At 52.5% G+C, this 18,787-nt stretch carries 10 protein-coding genes; 3 read left to right on the forward strand and 7 right to left on the reverse strand.

Features of this window, described 5'->3' with window-relative positions; translation table 11 throughout:
- The first annotated feature begins 14 nt into the window (after positions 1 to 14).
- On the forward strand, positions 15 to 1,343 hold the full coding sequence (locus tag NT073_RS16410) for a RagB/SusD family nutrient uptake outer membrane protein (protein WP_297375504.1): 1,329 nt from the start codon (positions 15 to 17) through the stop codon (positions 1,341 to 1,343).
- 70 nt (positions 1,344 to 1,413) lie between these two features.
- On the opposite strand, the gene NT073_RS16415 is transcribed toward NT073_RS16410, so the two are convergent.
- Entirely contained in the window at positions 1,414 to 2,604 is a 1,191-nt protein-coding gene (locus tag NT073_RS16415) for a S8 family serine peptidase (RefSeq protein ID WP_297375506.1), read from the reverse strand.
- A 125-nt stretch (positions 2,605 to 2,729) separates the two neighbouring features.
- On the reverse strand, positions 2,730 to 4,565 hold the full coding sequence (locus NT073_RS16420; RefSeq protein ID WP_297375508.1) for a hypothetical protein: 1,836 nt from the start codon (positions 4,563 to 4,565) through the stop codon (positions 2,730 to 2,732).
- Positions 4,566 to 4,705: 140 nt separating this feature from the next.
- Here NT073_RS16420 and leuS point away from each other — a divergent pair, with 140 nt between their 5' ends.
- Positions 4,706 to 7,573 (forward strand): leucine--tRNA ligase, encoded by a 2,868-nt coding sequence (gene leuS, locus NT073_RS16425; RefSeq protein ID WP_297375510.1) that lies wholly within the window; start codon positions 4,706 to 4,708, stop codon positions 7,571 to 7,573.
- 120 nt (positions 7,574 to 7,693) lie between these two features.
- Here the strand turns inward: leuS and NT073_RS16430 are convergent, their stop codons facing one another.
- A complete protein-coding gene (locus NT073_RS16430) occupies positions 7,694 to 8,710 on the reverse strand; it encodes an LLM class flavin-dependent oxidoreductase (protein ID WP_297375512.1) in 1,017 nt (338 codons plus the stop codon).
- Positions 8,711 to 8,872: 162 nt separating this feature from the next.
- On the opposite strand from NT073_RS16430, the gene NT073_RS16435 reads away from it, so the two are divergent.
- A complete protein-coding gene (locus tag NT073_RS16435) occupies positions 8,873 to 9,733 on the forward strand; it encodes a glycerophosphodiester phosphodiesterase family protein (protein WP_297375514.1) in 861 nt (286 codons plus the stop codon).
- 290 nt (positions 9,734 to 10,023) lie between these two features.
- Here the strand turns inward: NT073_RS16435 and NT073_RS16440 are convergent, their stop codons facing one another.
- The 4 genes from NT073_RS16440 to NT073_RS16455 all read right to left on the reverse strand — a co-directional run bounded on the left by NT073_RS16440 (position 10,024) and on the right by NT073_RS16455 (position 18,759).
- Positions 10,024 to 11,568 carry an acetylxylan esterase gene (locus NT073_RS16440; protein ID WP_297375516.1) on the reverse strand — a complete coding sequence of 515 codons (1,545 nt, stop codon included), beginning with the start codon at positions 11,566 to 11,568 and terminating at the stop codon, positions 10,024 to 10,026.
- 24 nt (positions 11,569 to 11,592) lie between these two features.
- A complete protein-coding gene (locus NT073_RS16445) occupies positions 11,593 to 13,527 on the reverse strand; it encodes a sialate O-acetylesterase (protein WP_297375518.1) in 1,935 nt (644 codons plus the stop codon).
- A gap of 103 nt (positions 13,528 to 13,630) precedes the next feature.
- Complete coding sequence (locus tag NT073_RS16450; RefSeq protein ID WP_297375520.1) at positions 13,631 to 16,186, reverse strand: glycosyl hydrolase 115 family protein; 2,556 nt, start codon at positions 16,184 to 16,186, stop codon at positions 13,631 to 13,633.
- 305 nt (positions 16,187 to 16,491) lie between these two features.
- A complete protein-coding gene (locus NT073_RS16455) occupies positions 16,492 to 18,759 on the reverse strand; it encodes a TonB-dependent receptor (protein ID WP_297375522.1) in 2,268 nt (755 codons plus the stop codon).
- Between the last annotated feature and the right edge of the window lie 28 nt (positions 18,760 to 18,787).

An 18,787-nucleotide genomic window follows, 5' to 3' on the forward strand; every position in this document is an offset into this window, starting at 1 on the left:
ATTTCGTTTTCTATATGAAATTCATTCGATATTCACTTTTAATGGCGGTGGCTCTCGTGGGGCTAAATGCCTGTAATCCGCTCAAGACCGATCTAGTCATTGACCCCAACTTCCCATCGGTGGGATCGGTTACCAACAATGCTACCAAAGGACAGCTGGACGCGCTTGCCGTTGGACAGTTTTCATTAGCCAGAAACGGGCTGTCTTCCTATCTACAGGTTGTGGGTACAATTGGCAAAGAACTGTTTAACTTCAATACTACAGAATCCCGCTGGATGACGGAGTTGAATGGGCTGCGCCCGATTGATAACTCGGCTTTCTACAATAGGGCAACAACCGACTTTGGCTTACCCATTCGGCAGGCCAACATTGTTATTGCTTCGCTCAATTCAACTAATTCTGTCACTGATCAGCAGAAAAACGGCTATCGTGGCATGGCGAATACCTTCAAAGGGCTGGCCTATTTGTACATGCTGAATGCACAAGGCAGCAACGGCGTTCGCTTAAGTGTTGAAGATCCGTTTAAGCCGAGTAAAGCGGCAACATATGCCGAGTCGCTGACGGGTATTGCCAAGATTCTGGACGACGGAGCCAGCCAGCTCGATCAGGCCGGAGCGTCGTTTGCCTTTCCGGTACCTGCGGGCTTTAACGGGTTCAATACCCCCGCCACGTTCAAGCAGTTCAACCGGGCTATTGCCCTTCGCGTGGCGATCTATCAGGCCGACTGGGCCAAAGCCGCTACCTTACTTTCCCAAACGTTCTACAGCGCGAGTGGAAGTTTAACCGCCGGTCCACAGTATACTTTCAGCCCGACACCACCCGATTTTGCCAACCCACTCATCAATACAGCAACGATCCGGATTGTGGGTATCCAGAAAATGTGGGACGAAATAGAGGCTGGCGACAAGCGTATCGCCAAAGTACGGGTACTGGCCGATCCGGCTACCTATAGCTCCGGTGTTACGTACACGACTAAGTATATCCAGAACATGTACACTTCAGGCACGGACCCCGTCCCCATCATTCGCAACGAAGAACTGATCCTGATTGCCGCCGAAATAGCCGCTCAGCAGAACAATGTGGCCGAAGCAACGAGAAATATCAACATCATTCGGACGGCCGCCGGACTGCCGGCATATGCTGGGGCTACGACGAAAGATGCGCTTGTCAATGCCATTCTGAAAGAGCGGATGTATTCGCTGTTTTACGAAGGCCACCGCTGGGTAGATATGCGCCGGTACAATAAACTGGGTGAAATTGCCCTGCCGGTGTCGACCATGAAAGTGCTGGAGCGCCTGGAGAAACCCGTAGCCGAAGTGAACTGGGATTTGCAGAATCCATAAACGATTTTTGTAGCCAGTCGTCAATAAAGCAGCAGGGCGTCGGGATAATCCCGACGCCCTGCTGCTTTATTTATTCCCCTGCCATAGGGTCGGGGGTTCCGTCTGGGTCGCCGGTAACCGTGCCGTGGGTGGGCAGCTTGCTTCCCCGAATCAGCAATAAACCAGCTACGTGCGGTGCCGCCATGGATGTGCCACTCAAAGTTGCGTATTTCCCGTCCTTATACGTGGACGTAATGCGAACCCCATAGGCGCACACATCGACACTACTGCCAAAGTTGGAAAACGACGCAAATTGATTTTTGCTGTCCATCGCCGAGACAGTAAATACATTGGCGTGGTTCACCCGGGCGGGTGAATAATTATCGCTGTTTTTTCCATCGTTACCCGACGCAATGGCGAACAGGATGCCTATATTGGCGGCCTGGGTAATAGCCCGGTCGAGAGCTGCTGATGTGCCCTCGCCCCCTAAACTCAGGTTGACAACATCACCGGCCTTACCGTTCTGGGCCACATAATTTACGGCCTGAATGATGCCTGACAAGCGGCCTTCTCCTTCATCATCCAGCACTCGAAGGGATACTAATGTAGCACCAGAAGCAACACCGGTTATACCGATGTTATTATTCTTCGCCCCAATGACACCCGCCACGTGGGTACCGTGCCCATTCTCATCGTCGGCGGAGGTTTGCCCGCTTACAAAAGATCGGCTGCGGTTGGTATCTACATTCAGATCAGGGTGGTCGAGGTCAATGCCTGTGTCAATAATCCAGGCTGTTTTTGTCGGTTGCAGATCACCGCGACCGTAGCCCGTTTGTTTCACATTCCAGGTTAGGGTAGAGGTGGTCGCTACGTCGACACAATTGCACATGGACATGATCCGGTCGGGTTCAACGACTGCTACAGACGGGTCTTGCCGTAGTTTCTGCACTTCGCTTTCGGTGAGGTGGGCCAGGAAAGTTGTCTCTTCATCCGCTGCTAAAACGGCGGCCTGTGGACTGGCCACGTTATAGGTTTTGAGCAGCGATTCGGCCAGCGCTTCTGTAGCAGCCAGGCGGGCATTGGGCGCCACGGGTAGCGTTTGTGTGGGTTGATAGGTAACGATATATTCACCCGCAATGGCAACACCATTATTGGAGGATCCTTTTACCAGACAGTCTGGCGAAATGGTAGGGACTACATTACTATCGTTGTGGCAGGCAAACAGTCCAATGCCAAGCAGAGCGACGTTAGTAAGTGTCGCAAGGGATAAAAAACGTCGCATGGGTACGTACGAAACAGATAGATTGGGAAATGATCAATCGTAAAACGTTACGCCATGGGTTGGTTTTTGAGTTGGTTCAGTAAGGTATACGCCGGAAGCGCGAAAGTCGTTGCGTCACCTGTTTACTAACGATTTTTCGGGTGTTTAAGTACAATGAACACCACATGTCCGGCCGCCGGAAAGGTGGTTTCCGTTAAGGGAAAGCCATAATGATGGTAAAACTGCGCTGTTTGAGCGGGCGTGAGCAAATCGAGGTAGAGGTTAATACCGGCGAAATCGTTTTTGCGTAGAAACCCGTCCAGAAACTGCCAGTCCTGTTGGGTAAATATATAGCCGGGGGCGAGGAGCCGGGGCCAGCCATCGCGCAGAAACGGCTGAATCTGATCGGGGTGAAGCCGCCCGAAATATTGCCCGACGCCACTCTTGTCGTAGAACCGACGAAATGTGAACACGGCATTTTGCTGTTTGTAATAGGGGCAAAGCCCTTCTTTATCGCCAACGCCATTGGCTCCAATGGTGCAGAACGGCCAGTCGAGCACCGCAACGCCGGGTTGCTTCCGAACAACGGCGCAGTAGCGAAGGGTTTGCTCCGAAACAACATTGGGCGTTACCAATAGTCGTTTTGAAAAGCCGGTATACCACTCCAGTCCCAGCAGCAGCAGTAAAAAGGCGACGCTCATTTGTGCCGACATTCGGCGGGGCCAGGAAACAGGTAAGGCCAGCAGCATGAACAGCACCGGGTACACGAGCGAGGCCCGGCCTCCGTGCCGGTTGAAGCTAAACCAGGGGAAAACTTTGAGCGTCGGAAACAGCACCGGATGGTAGAGCAGGCAAAGTGCCAGCATCAGAACCAGCGGGAACCAGCGTAGCACATTACGCCTGATCTGCCACCAGCCTACACTCGCCAGTACAACCAGATACAAGCCGGGACTGCCTTGCCCGTAACTCTCGAACGTATCGTGAAACCACTGTTGGTAAGGAATCGAATAGCTGTCGATACCCGGCAGGTGAGGCAGAAGCAAGCGTGCCGGGTGCGACCAGGCGCGGAGTTCGGGGACAACGTCGAAATTGAACGACCAGGCCGTAAATGCAATCTGAAGCGTTAGGGGGAGGTACAGCCAGAGACTTAGGGCCAACACAAGCAACAACCCAAAAGCGGCACGTGGCGATCGACGAATTTCACCACGAACATACTGCCCGAAAAGCGAGGGCCAGCGCCGAATCAACGGAAATTGACGATACAAGCTTAGGCCAATGATCGGTATCGTTAACGTCGTAAACGTAAGGGCAAAACCGGCTACGTAGGCCAGTTCCTGCCCCAGTACCAGCACATGAATGCACATCCAAAGGAGCAGATATGGCAGGCGAATGGGGTCACGATCAAGTACATCGAGCAGGAGCCGATAGGTGGCTACGATGCATAGAACCGTCCAATGACCTACGCATACGTTCATGTGAACGGGGAATTTCCAGAGGGCATAGAAGTTGAAAACAGAGACGGCCAGCCCGGCCAGTAATGATTTTACCAGCCCGGCCCGGACACGTAACAGAACAAACGTTCCAACGGCCGTAACGATAAGGCTATACACATAATAGTACTGTAAATAAGGGCCGGGGCCATCCAGAAGCCGATACAGGCAAGCGTACCAGTAATCACGCTCGAACCCCCAGTCCAGAAAAACCTGGTTGGTACCATAGGGATAGAAGGTCTGGGTATTGATCAGGTTGAGGTTCGGGAAAGGCCAGAGGCTGAGGTTTTTGTTGAAGAAATACCCGACATACTCAAACTGATCTGTGTCGTTTCCATCCGAAAGCGGATGTTGAAAATCGCCTACTACCCAGCTACCCAGCAGGGCGGTTAACAGGCCAAGGAGAGTGGCCCAAAGCCAGGTGTTCAGACCGAAAGGTGGGTTAAATAGGTTTTTATTAGACAGGTTAACTGGCGGTTGTACTGGATGCATCCGGGAGTTTATACATTCATAGACGGTGGCGATGAGCAAAAGTCTGGCTAAACGGCTATTTTTGCAAGAAAATGAATAGTGCGGCTCCTGACCGCATCCAAATTGAGCGAATCTAGCGGCTTTCTGGCCGCATAACTATTATGGCTGACTATAACCACCGCGAAACCGAACAGAAATGGCAACGGTTTTGGGACGAAAACCACACGTATAAACCCGCTGTTACGACCGACCGCCCTAAGTATTATGTACTCGATATGTTTCCTTATCCATCGGGGGCGGGCCTGCATGTTGGTCACCCGCTGGGTTACATCGCGTCGGACATTGTTTCGCGCTACAAGCGGTTAAAAGGCTATAATGTGCTGCACCCGATGGGCTTCGACTCGTTCGGGCTTCCGGCCGAACAGTACGCCATTCAAACCGGTCAGCACCCGGCCGTTACGACCGAACAGAACCTGACCCGGTACATCGAGCAGTTGAAAAATATCGGGTTCAGCTACGACTGGAGTCGAGAAGTCCGTACCTCCGACCCATCGTATTACAAGTGGACGCAGTGGATTTTTATGGAGCTGTTCCGGTCGTGGTACAACAAAGAAACCGATAAAGCCGAACCCATCGAAACCCTGCTGGCGAAGTTTGCCGCCAATGGAACGACCGGCGTACAGGCCGTTTGCGATGAAAATGCGCCCGCCTTTACAGCCGACGAGTGGAATTCCATGACCGAAACGGAGCAGTACGAGATGTCGCTCAAATACCGGTTAACGTTCCTGGCCGATGCGGTCGTCAACTGGTGCCCGGCGCTGGGAACCGTACTGGCCAATGACGAAGTGAAAGACGGGGTTTCGGAGCGGGGTGGTTACCCTGTGGAGCAGAAACTGATGCGGCAGTGGATGATGCGCATCACCGCCTACGCGGATCGGCTGCTGACCGGCCTGGATACCATCGACTGGACCGAATCGCTGAAAGAACAGCAGCGGAACTGGATTGGGAAATCTGTAGGAGCCAGCGTGAAATTCCCCCTTGCGGAAGCGGGGGAGAAGGCCGATGGCGATACGTCGGCTTCGTTCATCGAAGTGTTCACCACCCGCGTCGACACGATTTACGGGGTTACGTTTATGGTACTGGCTCCCGAGCATGAGCTGGTTTCGAAACTGACGACGCCGGAACAGGCAGAAGCCGTGGCTGCTTATGTAAATGCTGCCAAACTCCGCTCGGAGCGCGACCGCATGGCCGATACAAAGGTGATATCGGGCGTTTTTACGGGCAGTTACTGCGTAAATCCATTTAACGACGAAAAGGTCCCCATTTATCTGGCCGATTACGTACTGGCGGGCTATGGTACCGGGGCGGTTATGGCCGTTCCCTCGGGCGATCAGCGCGACTGGAACTTCGCCAAACATTTTAATCTGCCCATTGTCCCCATTCTGGATAGCCAGAAAGACGTGGAGGAACAGGCCGACAATACCAAGGAGGGTCATTACATCAACTCGGGTATGATCGATGGCATGACTTACAAAGACGCTACGGCAACGTTGATCGCGTGGCTGGAAGAACGTGGACTGGGTAAGGGTAAAGTCAATTACCGCATGCGCGATGCCGTCTTCAGTCGCCAGCGTTACTGGGGTGAACCCGTACCGGTTTACTTCAAGGAAGGTGGTTCGACGGGAAAACTTCCGTATCTGATCGACGAGAGCGGTCTGCCGCTGGAGTTGCCCGCCGTAGACAAATACCTGCCTACCGAAACCGGCGAACCACCGCTGGGCCGCGCCGAGGACTGGAAATATAAGGGGAAGTACGAGTACGAATTAAGCACCATGCCCGGCTGGGCGGGTTCGTCCTGGTACTGGTATCGCTACATGGACCCTCAGAACAACGACGAATTTGCCAGCAAAGATGCGATTGATTACTGGCAGAACGTGGACCTGTACATCGGTGGTACCGAACACGCCACCGGTCACCTGCTCTACAGCCGCTTCTGGAATAAATTCCTGAAAGACCGGGGCTACGTGCCGCAGGAAGAGCCGTTCAAAAAGCTCATCAACCAGGGCATGATTCAGGGACGGAGTAATTTTGTGTATCGGGTAAAGGGGACAGGTGTGGAGGGCACAGCGCCAGTTTTTGTGTCGCTGAATCAGTTGAAGGGCCAGGAGGTAACGCCTTTGCATGTCGATGTTAATATTGTTGAAAACGATGTACTGGACGTTGAGGCATTTAAAAAGGCTCGTCCGGATTTGACTGAAAATGCTGAGTTTATCACTGAACCGGATGGCCGTTACATCGTTGGTGCTGAAGTAGAAAAAATGTCGAAGTCGAAGTTCAACGTTGTGAATCCCGATATGATCGTGGAAAAATACGGCGCTGATGTGCTTCGGCTTTACGAAATGTTCCTGGGGCCGCTGGAACAGGCCAAGCCCTGGAATACTAACGGCATTGATGGCGTGTATCGCTTTATACGTAAGTTCTGGCGGTTGTTCTACAAAGACAGTCCAGCCGGGGCGTCGGATGAAGGAACGAGCCAGTGGATTGTCACCGACGAACAGCCCACGCCCGCCGAGTTGAAAGTTCTGCACAAGACGATCAAAAAGACGGAAGAGGACATAGAACTGTATTCGTTCAACACCTCGGTAAGTTCGTTTATGATCTGCGTCAACGAACTGGCCACGCTTAATTGCCACAAGCGGGCCATTCTTCAGGAACTGGTGTTGCTCTTATCGCCCTACGCCCCGCACATCACGGAAGAATTGTGGGCCGCACTTGGTAACGAGCCGGGTACAATTTCGTCGGCGGAATTTCCGAAGTTCAACCCGAACTACCTGGTTGAGGACTCGTTCGAGTACCCGATTCAGATCAACGGTAAAGTACGCACAACGATCAGTTTCGCCATCGACCGCGCCCCTACGGAAATCGAGCGGGAAGTTCTGGCCGACGAGATCGTTCAGAAATGGATGGAAGGCAAAACCCCCAAGAAAGTTGTGGTGGTACCCAAACGGATTGTAAACGTGGTGTTGTAGGTTTGAGACCACAACACAAACCGATATCTACAGAAAAGGCCGCTTCACCCGAAGCGGCCTTTTCTGTAGATATCGGTTTGTGTTGTGGTGTGCTTGTCCTTTAAGCGTCGTTTCGACCGGTCAGGCAGCAATCGGTTCCGCTTCCTGAGCAGCCAGCGCGTCGCGTACCTGCGCTGTCAGCGAAAGCGAATGCTTCCGGGCTTCATGATCGTAGATAGGCGCAGTGATAATCAATTCGTCCGCTTTGGTTTGTTCGATAAAGCTCGCCAGTCCGCGTTGTACGGTCTCCGGCGAGCCAACCGCCGAGCACCGAAGTACGGAGTCGATTCCGGCCAGTTCGTAGTCATCCCAGCGACCCTCCAGTGTATCGACAGGCGGCTGCATCTGACGCGCCTTACCCCGACGAATGTATAGAAACTGCTGTTGAACCGACGTAAACAGACGTTGTGCTTCCTCGTCGGTATCGGCCGCAATGACATTAACCGCCACCATGGCGTATGGTGCTTTCAGGTGCTCCGATGGCTGAAACTGCGTTCGGTAAACCTGTAAAGCGCGCAATAATTCGGCGGGGGCAAAGTGCGAGGCAAACGCATAGGGGAGTCCCAGCATAGCCGCCAACTGAGCACCAAACAGGCTCGATCCCAGAATCCAGATAGGAATGTTCAGGCCTGTACCGGGTATAGCCTGTACAAACTGATTGGTATCGTCGGGCTGGAAGTAATGCTGAAGTTCAACGACATCCTGCGGAAACGTGTCCGGTCCGTTGGCCGTCCGGCGTAAAGCCCGGTACGTAGCCTGGTCGGAACCGGGAGCACGTCCCAGGCCCAGATCGATCCGGCCGGGGTAGAGGGATTCCAGCGTGCCGAACTGTTCAGCAATAACCAGCGGGGAGTGATTAGGCAGCATAATGCCGCCGGAACCCACCCGAATGGTATTAGTGCCACCCGCTACATAACCAATAACCACTGACGTAGCCGCACTGGCAATGCCCGGCATGTTGTGGTGCTCGGCCAGCCAATAGCGGTTATAGCTCAACTGCTCAGCATGTTGGGCCAGATTTAATGTATTTCGCAAAGCCTGCGTGGCGGTGTTGCCTTCCACGATGGGCGATAAATCAAGAACTGAAAAGGGAATCATAGCTCGTTGCAAAAGATTGTTGCCTTATTTTTACGGCTGATTTGGCGTGAACAGCCCTTAAGCTGATAGCGCGTCTTATTGCTTTATCAACAAACTGGCTTGTCGGAACGGTTCCAACTGGCTCACTAACTGATAGCCGCTTATTAACGTCTGAACTGTATAATGACCATTAAACAACTGATTATTCTTGGTTTAAGCGCTGGCCTGATTGCCTGCTCACCGAAAACATACACAAAAATTCCGACCGGAAAAGCCTATGATTTCTTTAGCTACAAGCCCAACCAGGCAGCGAAGATCTCTGCGCACCGGGGCGGGGGCGATCTGAAAGGCTATCCCGAAAACTGCATCGAGTCGTTCGATTATCTGGCGAAGAAACTGCCGGTTATCATTGAATGCGATATTGATCTGACAAAAGACAGTGTGATGGTCATGATGCACGACGCCACCCTCGACCGAACCACAACGGGTACCGGCAAACTCATCGACCGAAACTACGCCGAACTGAGTCAGTACCGGCTGGAGGATAATCAGGGTAATGTAACACCCTATAAAATTCCGACACTGGAAGAGGTTCTGCGCTGGGGTAAAAACAGAGTGACGTTTACGCTCGATGTTAAACGAAATGTCTCCTTTGCCAAAGTGGTCGACATGATACACAAAACTGGTGCCGGTGATTATGTGGCGGTTATTACCTACAACGCCCAGGATGCGGCTAAACTGAATAAACTTGACCCAAACCTAATGATTTCCGTAACCATCCGTAACCGTGCCGAATACGACCGTCTGCGCGAACTGGGAGTTCCTGATAACCGGATGGTGGCTTTCGTGGGTGTCAAAGAACCCGATGCTGATCTATACAAATTCCTCCACGAAAAGGGCATTGCCTGCATATTGGGTACGCTGGGTAACCTCGACAAGCAAGCCGCAGCCAAAGGCGACCAGGTTTATAAAAAGTTTATCGAAAACGGCGCTGACATTATGTCGACCGACCGGCCGCTGGAAATAGCGAAGGTGCTGTATTGAGCGGATAGGTGCGTGGCTACCGGAAGGAACATCGGGACTGATGGAGGGCAAATTAATCCTCCGGGTAGAAAAGCGGCAACGAATTTGGGTGAACAAAGAACAGGAATCATCCCGAATTTTGGTCAGGGTTGCTGGGCATAGTCTATGACTATGCCCAACAGCCGGGAATCAACCCTCCGGCTAGAAAAGAGGCAACGAAATTGTGAAAAATAACGGGTTGGCTCTGTACAGAGCCAACCCGTTATCGTAATCAGGTACAGACAAGAGCAACCGTACGGGTTGCCTGTAGGCTATTTAGCAATTCGTTCGTATTTAAGCAGCTTGCTGGCCCAGGGAATAACGTATTGAAAATTTGGCGCATCGGTATGGCCGCCGTTGTGCTGCCGCCACGCCAATTCACCGTTCGTAAGGCCTGTCAGTACGTCCGGCATTTTTTCGGTATTGTAATCGTTACTCACGCCCAGATCTCGGGCGCCCAGCAGCTTGAACACCGGCCCGGCGGCTATGGTAGCCTTGTAACTGCCCATTTGGTCGAGCCATTTGGCGTCGCCTTTTTCGGGAATGCCGTAGCTGACGAACGTAGGCCGTGGCGCACAAAGGGCAAGCAGTTCGTGCGAATCGATTGGAAGATCACAGCCGGTTTTAGGGCCGAATGATGACTCCGCAGCGGCATATTTCAAATAATTACCCGCCATCCAGTGATATTCTCCGCTACCAGCGAGGCTTTCGACGGCTTCCCCGAAAATACGCCGTTGCAGGGTCGTGCCGCCTTTTCCCGATGAGCCGATCAATCCCAACGCAAACCGCTGGTCGAAGGCCATTGCTACCAGTGCGGCTTTACCATAGCGGGATACGCCTTCCACACCAACCTGTTTGGCATTGACCTGAGGCTCGGTTTCCAGATAGTCCAATGCCCGCGAAGCTCCCCAAGCCCAGGCTCGTAAGGCACCCCAGTCGTCGGGTTTGCGGGGTTGGCCTTTGTTGACCAGTCCGATGATGCCACGGGTCAACCCTGCGCCGTTGTCGGCCTGGATGCTACCGGGTTCGATGGTGCAATAGCCCCAGCCAGCGGCTAGCAACTGTTCGGTCGGTGGAGAGTCGCCGGTAGGGGGTGGAGCAAAAAAGTTGGCCCCCGGAAGGCGCGTTATAGGCGCATAAGCCGGATAGTGGTCAAAGATGGCCTTCATCTCCGGGTTGCTTTTTATCATCATCTCCTTGAACGCGATGTTAATCTTCTCCAGGTCGGTGGGCGAGGGCTGGGCCGGGGCGGGCAAGGCCGGGAAGCCGAGCATCATCATGACCGGCACCGGACCTTTTACGTTCTGTGGCAAAACCAGCACCATGTTGATGTTTACGTTGATCAGTGGATAGGCGCTGTTGTCGACCCGGCCAATTAGTTGTTTGGCAATGACGGGGATACGGCCAACAAATTCGTTGTCGGTGACTTTAACGATCCAGTTGACCTTTGGGAGGTTGGCGGGTAATTTGCCGTACATCTCCCGTTCAAAATCCTCGATGAGTTCCGGACGACGCTGTTTCCACCACTGATCGGGAGTGGTTACTTTCTTGCCGTTGTGGGTGGTGAGCACGTCGGGCAGCTGCGGGCAGGGTTCAGCTTTGGATTCGTCGTAGTTGGCGTGGTTAGGATCGGCTTCATTGCCACTGGGGCCAGGTCTTAATTTTTTGATGCCCAGTTGCTGCATCATCTCGGCCTGATCCTGAACGGCCGTAAACGTTTTAAGTCGAGGGTACTTGCTGCTGTCGATGGCCGTTTGCTGGGCCATAGCCCCGCCAGAAAGGCCAATTAGCAGTCCGAAAGTCAGGTATTTATACATGTGATTGAGGGTTTAGGAATGCATTTACTTATCCGTTCGGAACGGTGAGGCTGGCAAGCCCTCTTTGTTATACAGGTTGGGATTGACCGGGTTGTCGGCCCAGGCGTAGCGGACGTAGAGGGGCGAAGGCACTTCATCACTCCACACCACCACTTTGCCATTTTCAATCGTTGCTTTGGCCCAAACGAATTTCTTGTCGCTGCCCGCAATGGCAAATTCGCCGAGGTCTTCACCATCGTTGGTGATCAAGCCACCGCCGGTATCCGTAAAGCTGATCACGACCTTATTGCCGTCTATGGCTGCCGATTGATAGATAGGACCCGAGGATACGATGGGTTCCTTATAGGCCGTTTTCAGGGCGGTCAGGGCAAGTCGCTCACCCACATCTTTTTTATTGTCGGGGTGGATATCGTTCCATTCGCCAAGATCAATTGCCACGACCATGCCCGTATTGGCTACTTTGAGCGCGTTGAGCTGTGCTTGCCGAAGTACCGCCCAACCGCTTTCGGCAGGTTGGTAGCTATAATCCATGAAGCCGGGAAGCTGGATGAATAGAAACGGAAGCGGGCCTTGCTTCCACTTGTTTCGCCAGTCATTGATCAGGGCGGGCAGCAGCGTTGCGTACTCCTCTGGCTTACCGGCATTGCTTTCGCCCTGGTACCAGCAAAACCCTTTGATGGCGTAGTCGATTTCCGGAGCAACCATGGCATTGTACAGCGCCGTTGGCTGGTTCTGTGCATTGATACCCCCGCCACCGCTGAATCCCCCCGACATGGGTCGGTAGGCGGTGCCTACTTTATACTGCCAGGTGCCTTTCAGGTCGAGGGTATCGGTACCCGCGAACAGGCAATAAGGTTTGTCGGGTACGAAGCCGCCTTTACCCGCCATGTTCGTCACCCGGACGACAAACACGTTTTTGCCCGCTTTCAACAGGTCGGCGGGGACTGTGTATCGGCGTTGGGGGTACTGGTAGGTAGTTCGGCCAACCTGTTTCCCATTGATGTAGAGTTCGTCGGCATCCACAATCCGACCCAAAAAGACTTTAGCGAGTTTGCCCGTCATAGATGCTGGCACCTCAATTTCACGCCGATACCAGACGACGCCGTTCAGGTCTTTTAGGCCCTGATCTTCCCAATACCCCGGAATGTTGATCGGCCGCCAGCCTTTGGGAACATACGAAATGTCGAACCATTTTGTCGTGCCCGACGTCCCCATGTCGACCGGTGGCGCTGGTCTGTTGGCCGCGTTCGTGGCTGGTCGGCGATTAAGGCTGTTGATGTAAGTCGTGTCTTTGTTTTTCTCGATGGTGGTTTTCAGCGACGGAAACTCGGCCAGTCCTTCTTCACTCGTCCAGGCTTCGATAGGCGTTCCGCCCACGCTGGCGTTAATGATGCCCACCGGTATGTTGTATTTCTGATGGATTTTCTTCGCAAAAAAGTAAGCCACTGCCGAAAACGGTCGAACGTCTTCGCCCACGGCAGCTTTCCATTGCCCATTCGGAATATCGCTTTGGGGACCTTGCAGGTTTGTTAGAGTAGGCACCCAAAACTGCCGAATCTGGGGGAAGTTGGCCGTCTTGATTTCGTCGGCATAGGTCACGTCATGGATATTGAGCTGATGGACCATGTTGCTCTGCCCACTGCAAAACCAGACATCACCAATCAGAATGTCGTTTAGTGTGATTTTAGCACTCCCCATGATGTCCATCGTAAAGGGGCCACCGGCGGGGATTGGGGGGAGCGTTACCTGCCACTTTCCACTGGCATCGGTCGTCGTTTTGTACGTCTTGCTTTTGAAGCGAAGGGCAATTTTTTTACCCGGCTTGTCCCATCCCCACACCTTAAGTTTGGCATCGCGCTGGAGCACCATGCCATCGCTGATCAATTTGGGCAAACGGATTTGGGCCTGTACGACGAAATGGGCTGTCAACAGCAGACATAATACGAGTAAGCGTTTCATGGAGAATTCGTTAGGGCATTGGTTAAGGGACGGTTTTGTGAAGGGTGATATAAACGCCATATCTCCAAGAAATGGCGTTTATATCACCCTTCACAAAACCGCATTAATTAGTTAATACTTGTCCGGTCGTCTCTTCAGGACCGAGGTAGCGGGGAGCCAGGTCACCGAAATCCAGGACCAGCTTTTGCAGTACAACACCGGGGTTTACCATCCAGAATTTCACCGTATGTTTGCCGGAACCGGCGATTTTGTGTTTTGTGGATTTGATAATGATGTTTTCTGCCGCCCATTTATTCCATATCCCTTTGTCGCTTGTTTTATCTTCTTTATTCAGGCTGATGATCTGAGGAGTCTCATCATCGACCGAAATGGCGTATTGCAGCCCGTTCTCCGAGGCAAAGAAGTTCAACGTAGGTGAAAAGTAGGCATTGATTGAAAACTCCCCGTCGCTATAGGTTTGAATGTCGTATTCCAAATGGGGCGAATTGCCGCCCGGCTTCTGCTCCCCGGCAGTCACCGGAAAAGGCGTGATCGCCGAGCCCGTCCGGCCATGATCGGGGAGAACTTTCCAACGGATGCCATTTGTGTTTATGGCGCGGGTAAAATGGTCCGCTTCTATGGAAACGCCTTTTTTTGCTACCTGGTAGAAGCTGGAGCCTACAACCGTTTTTGAGACGTTTGCCCGGTTCATGTCCAGCGCATCAACGTCCCTGGGTGTAACAGCCGAGTCGGCGGGAAGGTAGTTGACCGACGGCATTTTCTGGTGCTCCGGCTGCTGCCAGTGGGTATAGCCAATGTGGGTCTGGCTCATCAGGTGATTCCACTTGCCGTTGTTGAGCTGGTGATATTGCTGCGTAATCAACGAGTCGTTGCCATACCGCGCTTTGACATTGTCGGCGTACCGATTAGTCGTGTTCCATCTGTTGCGATAGGCCTGTTTGTTCAGGGCGACGTTATAGTACATGTCGTTCAGGTTGGCGCAGGCCTTTATGGGGTGTAGCACCAACTGGAAGTACGCATCTTTGTAGGAGGAAGGCAGTTCGTTGTTGATCTGCTCGGCTTTTGTCAGGAGTTCCGTGTACTCATCAACAACGGATTTCCATTCATCCAGGCTGGGATAGGTGTTGGCGTCGAGTAGTTCAGGCTTTCGACGGGCGTTGTATTTTGCGTACCGCGCCAGTAAATAGGCGATGTCTTTGGCGTGGGGTTTTCCAAACTGAGCAGCCGCCCAGTTTTCTGTGTAAGCCGAGAGGTCACCGGCATCCATCTTTTCGGGATTCCAGGCAAAGTCCAGAAAAAAGGAGATCGGGAACTCCATCGGCTTAAGATCGCCCACGTTCACAATCCAGATGTCGCGTACCTTGTGCTGCCACGCCAAGTTCATTTGCTCCCAGATGCGAGGTAGTGGATTGGTATTGAGCCACTTGTAGTTGCGCGGTCCACCCACATAGTCGAAATGGTAATAGATGCCGTACCCGCCTTTACGCGGTTTTTCGTCGGGCCTGGGCAGCTTACGTAGGTTGCCCCAGTTATCGTCGCAAAGCAGGAGGGTCACGTCGTCGGGCACCCGCATGCCTTTATCATAGTACTCCTGAACCTCTTTGTACAAGGCCCAAAGCTGCGGAGTTTCGGCGGCCGGTTTGCCCGTTATGTCACTGATAATGGTTCGCTGATCGGTTACGATGCGTTCGAGCAGGGCGGTGGCCGTCTCGCGCGACATAGGCGCATCGCCATCGCCCCGCATGCCGACGCTCACAATCTTTTCATTGGTGGCCCGTTTCATCCCGTTGCGCCAGAACTGTCGCAGCTTGTCGGGGTTGGTTTCGTAATTCCACGGACCTCCACCTGCCCGTCGCCATTCGTCATGCGCCCGCATTAAAGGCTCATGGTGCGAGGTGCCAATGACGATTCCGTATTTATCGGCCGTTTTTATATTCAGCGAATCATCGGCATAAAAAGCATTGCCCCACATGGCGGGCCAGATGTAGTTGCCTTTCAGACGAAGAATCAGTTCAAAAACTTTCTCGTAGAACCTGTGATTGAAACCCCCGAATTTTTCTTTGGTCCAGCCGGAGAGCGCCGGGGCTTCGTCATTCAGAAAAATGCCCCGATACTTAACGCTGGGGGCATCGGTTAGGGTGACGTTACTTTTGAGGTAGATTTCCTTTTGTTTTTGGACTGGCACATCGGCCCACCAGTACCAGGGCGACACGCCCAGTTGTTTGGATAGTTCGAAGACGCCATAAGCCGCACCCCGCCGGTCGTTTCCAACAATGATCAGGGCATTCGAGATACCTTTAGTTGGGCTTGTAAGGGTTTGCACCAGCGAGGCTTCCCATTTGCCGCTGATACCCGCCGGGTTGATTTTCCGTTGGGCAATCAGCTGTTTCAAAAAGGACGACTGCTGAATAGTACCGATAGCAATGACGTTTTTGTTGATCTGGCCCACAGCTGTAACGATGGGAAGTTTGGCTCCGGTTACTAGTTCAATATCCTTCTGAAGCAGCGCAGCGGACGTTTTTACGAGTTCTGTTTCGCTATTGTCGACATAGATTACTGCTGTCGTGACAGCAAAAGACGACTTATTTGCGAGGAGACTTTGCCCCTGACCAGTGGCAGACCAAAGCAGTAAAATGGCCAGAATGAGGGTCACTTTCATGTCTCTAAAAGCACAGTTAAAGTTTTTATAGCATTTTATAAGGATTACCGGACGTCTTTCAACCCCTTATGTACAGGCATTAGCGGGTTTATGCAATCGGTTGCATAATTAACACAAAAAATAACCCGAACCTGTTATTTTATAAAATAAACCAATTTATTGCTGTTTTAGCGGGATTTACGGTTCTACCCACTTGCTGAATGGCTTCACACAGATGTAGCGAATCGGGTCGCTCAAGTTAACAGGGGCTTCTTTCTCCGGGATTGCAAAGTTCGCATTGTCTGAAAGCCAAAGCCTATCTACACTTACCAGAAATAGGTTAGGCTCAGCCGGGCAAAGAAAGGCGTTCCCGGTGTAAAGTGGATCTCTTCGACGGGTTCGGCTTCTCCTCTTAGCCGGCTCTCGGTATTGAACTGTGTTTCTTTCCAGCGGGTGTTCAGCAGATTTTGTATGGTTAGGCCCAGCGTGTATTTCTTTTGCTGGTAGTTCATCTGCATATCCGTTACAAAGTAGCCTTTGGCCACAACCGAATTGTCTTCATTGGCGGGGCGGTCGGCCATGTAGCGATAACGCAATGAGCCATTTAAGCCATGATTCGTTTGCAGGGATACTCCACCGGTTGACGTGAATACCGGTGCCAGTGGTAAAAAATTCTGACCGGCTTCGTTATCCAACGATCGCGGATTGGCCGTGTTCAGGTCAATGTCGGCAAACCAATGGCTGGTAAGCTGGTACCGGGCCGACAAATCAATTCCCATTCGGCGCGAGCGGCCACTGGGCTCCACTACGCCCTCATCGCCCACATAAACGAATTCCTGCTTCAGGTACAAATACCAGGCGGCTGCGTTGATGAGCAGTTTAGGAAACGGTTTTACGATGATCCCGACATCTGAGCCATAGGCACCGGGCAAAATCTCGCGTCCGTTCTGCGCTGTAACCACACGGGCATCGTTGGAATGGAACCCCTTTCCCGTATTTATATACAGTTGGGCGTTCGGACTGATAGTGTAATAAAAATTCAGTTTGGGTGATACGATTGCCTGCGCTACGCGTCGGGTAGTTGATGGATTGATCAGTAAATTCTCGTATTGAGAGTTAAAATAATCGACTCGAACGCCCGCGTTGATGCTGAAGCGGCTGGATACCTGAACGACCTCATCGGCATAAAGTGCGGCATTGATTTCGTTGACGTTGCCGAACTGAAGCCGATCTAACGTTTCTACCCGGTTTTTGGTGTGTGACAACTCCGTTCCGTGGGTAATGTCCTGCCGATACTGAGCGCCCAGGGTCGTTGTCCAACTGGTTTTGCCAAGGTTGGTCCGGGTGGCGTAACTGCCGTTGTAGCCGAATAAATTCCGGTGTTCTTTCTGCCGTATCTGATCGCCGTTGAGACTGTCGTTGAGAAAGAACGTGAAGTTGGAATACAGCTCGAAATTGTAATTGCTGTAGTAAAACTGGTTTTTAATGGTGTGATTACGGGGCGTTATCGTGACGAGTTGCGCGTTTACGTTGGTCCGACTGGTTTCTCCGCCTTCGGTCGGGTCGACGGACCCAAACCAGCCAATCAGTCCGGAATCCACGGCCCGGTCCGGTATTTGACCCGAATGATTCCACTTGCTCCAGAACGTTGAAGTCGTAAGGGTCAAGTTCGTGTTCGCTCCAATATGGCGGTGGTATTTTCCCAATACGTTGACGCGTTTAAAATGCTGGGGATTATCGAAGTACGAGTCGCTATATGAGTATTCGGAGGCCAGATATGCCGATTGGTTTTTGGCTTTTCCGCGCGCGCCCAGTAAATCCAGTCCGGCCACTGCCCGGTAGGTGTTGAACTGCCCCACCTCCAGCTTAACGAAGGAGCGATCCAGAGCAGTGCGCGTCCGAAAATCGGCCCAACCGGCCGTTGCCAGATTGCCTTTATCGGTGGTATAAGGCCCTTTTCTGAAATCGACACCTTCGACTAATTCAGGAATAACGAAGTGCAGATCGGCATAACCCTGTCCGTGAGCATGAGACACCATGTTGACGGGCATCCCATCGACCGTCAGGCGAATGTCGGTGCCGTGGTCCAGGTCAAAACCCCGCAGAAAAATCTGCTCGGCCTTTCCCCCGCCCGCGTGCTGACCAATGAATAAGCCGGGAACCATTCGGAGAATTTCCTGCGAATTGGTGATGGGCCGCAATCGAATATCCAGACTACTGATCAGTTGCTGCGAATTGGCCTTCAGGGCCGACACCGTTACCGAACTCAAGTTTACCGGTGCCACCGCCAGGGTCGTTTGTAAGTGCGTCGTCTGATCATCCGTAATGGTAATCTCCTGCACCAAGGCGGCATAGCCCACATGCGAGAACTCGACTTTGTAAGGCGATGCTACCAGTTTGTCGAAGCGATAGCGGCCCAGCTCATCGGTAAGCGTTGCTTTACCCAACCCGGCCAATTGTACAGTTACGCCCTGTAAAGGCAGGTGCGTAGCCCCATCGAACACCGTACCGGTAAGCGTACCCAGGTGGGCATATGCTGACTGAATGGCCAGTAAAGCAAGTACGAATGTGGTGACGATTCTTGTAAACTTCATTTGATAAACGTGTGCGGATCAAATTTCC

The organism is Spirosoma sp., from assembly GCF_026391055.1.
GTDB lineage: Bacteria > Bacteroidota > Bacteroidia > Cytophagales > Spirosomataceae > Spirosoma.

Bases quoted from the DNA above. Each gene is read 5' to 3' on its own strand.
- NT073_RS16410 (WP_297375504.1), top strand. From the start codon at position 15: ATGAAATTCATTCGATATTCACTTTTAATGGCGGTGGCTCTCGTGGGG.
- NT073_RS16415 (WP_297375506.1), bottom strand. From the start codon at position 2,604: ATGCGACGTTTTTTATCCCTTGCGACACTTACTAACGTCGCTCTGCTT.
- NT073_RS16420 (WP_297375508.1), bottom strand. From the start codon at position 4,565: ATGCATCCAGTACAACCGCCAGTTAACCTGTCTAATAAAAACCTATTT.
- leuS (WP_297375510.1), top strand. From the start codon at position 4,706: ATGGCTGACTATAACCACCGCGAAACCGAACAGAAATGGCAACGGTTT.
- NT073_RS16430 (WP_297375512.1), bottom strand. From the start codon at position 8,710: ATGATTCCCTTTTCAGTTCTTGATTTATCGCCCATCGTGGAAGGCAAC.
- NT073_RS16435 (WP_297375514.1), top strand. From the start codon at position 8,873: ATGACCATTAAACAACTGATTATTCTTGGTTTAAGCGCTGGCCTGATT.
- NT073_RS16440 (WP_297375516.1), bottom strand. From the start codon at position 11,568: ATGTATAAATACCTGACTTTCGGACTGCTAATTGGCCTTTCTGGCGGG.
- NT073_RS16445 (WP_297375518.1), bottom strand. From the start codon at position 13,527: ATGAAACGCTTACTCGTATTATGTCTGCTGTTGACAGCCCATTTCGTC.
- NT073_RS16450 (WP_297375520.1), bottom strand. From the start codon at position 16,186: ATGAAAGTGACCCTCATTCTGGCCATTTTACTGCTTTGGTCTGCCACT.
- NT073_RS16455 (WP_297375522.1), bottom strand. From the start codon at position 18,759: ATGAAGTTTACAAGAATCGTCACCACATTCGTACTTGCTTTACTGGCC.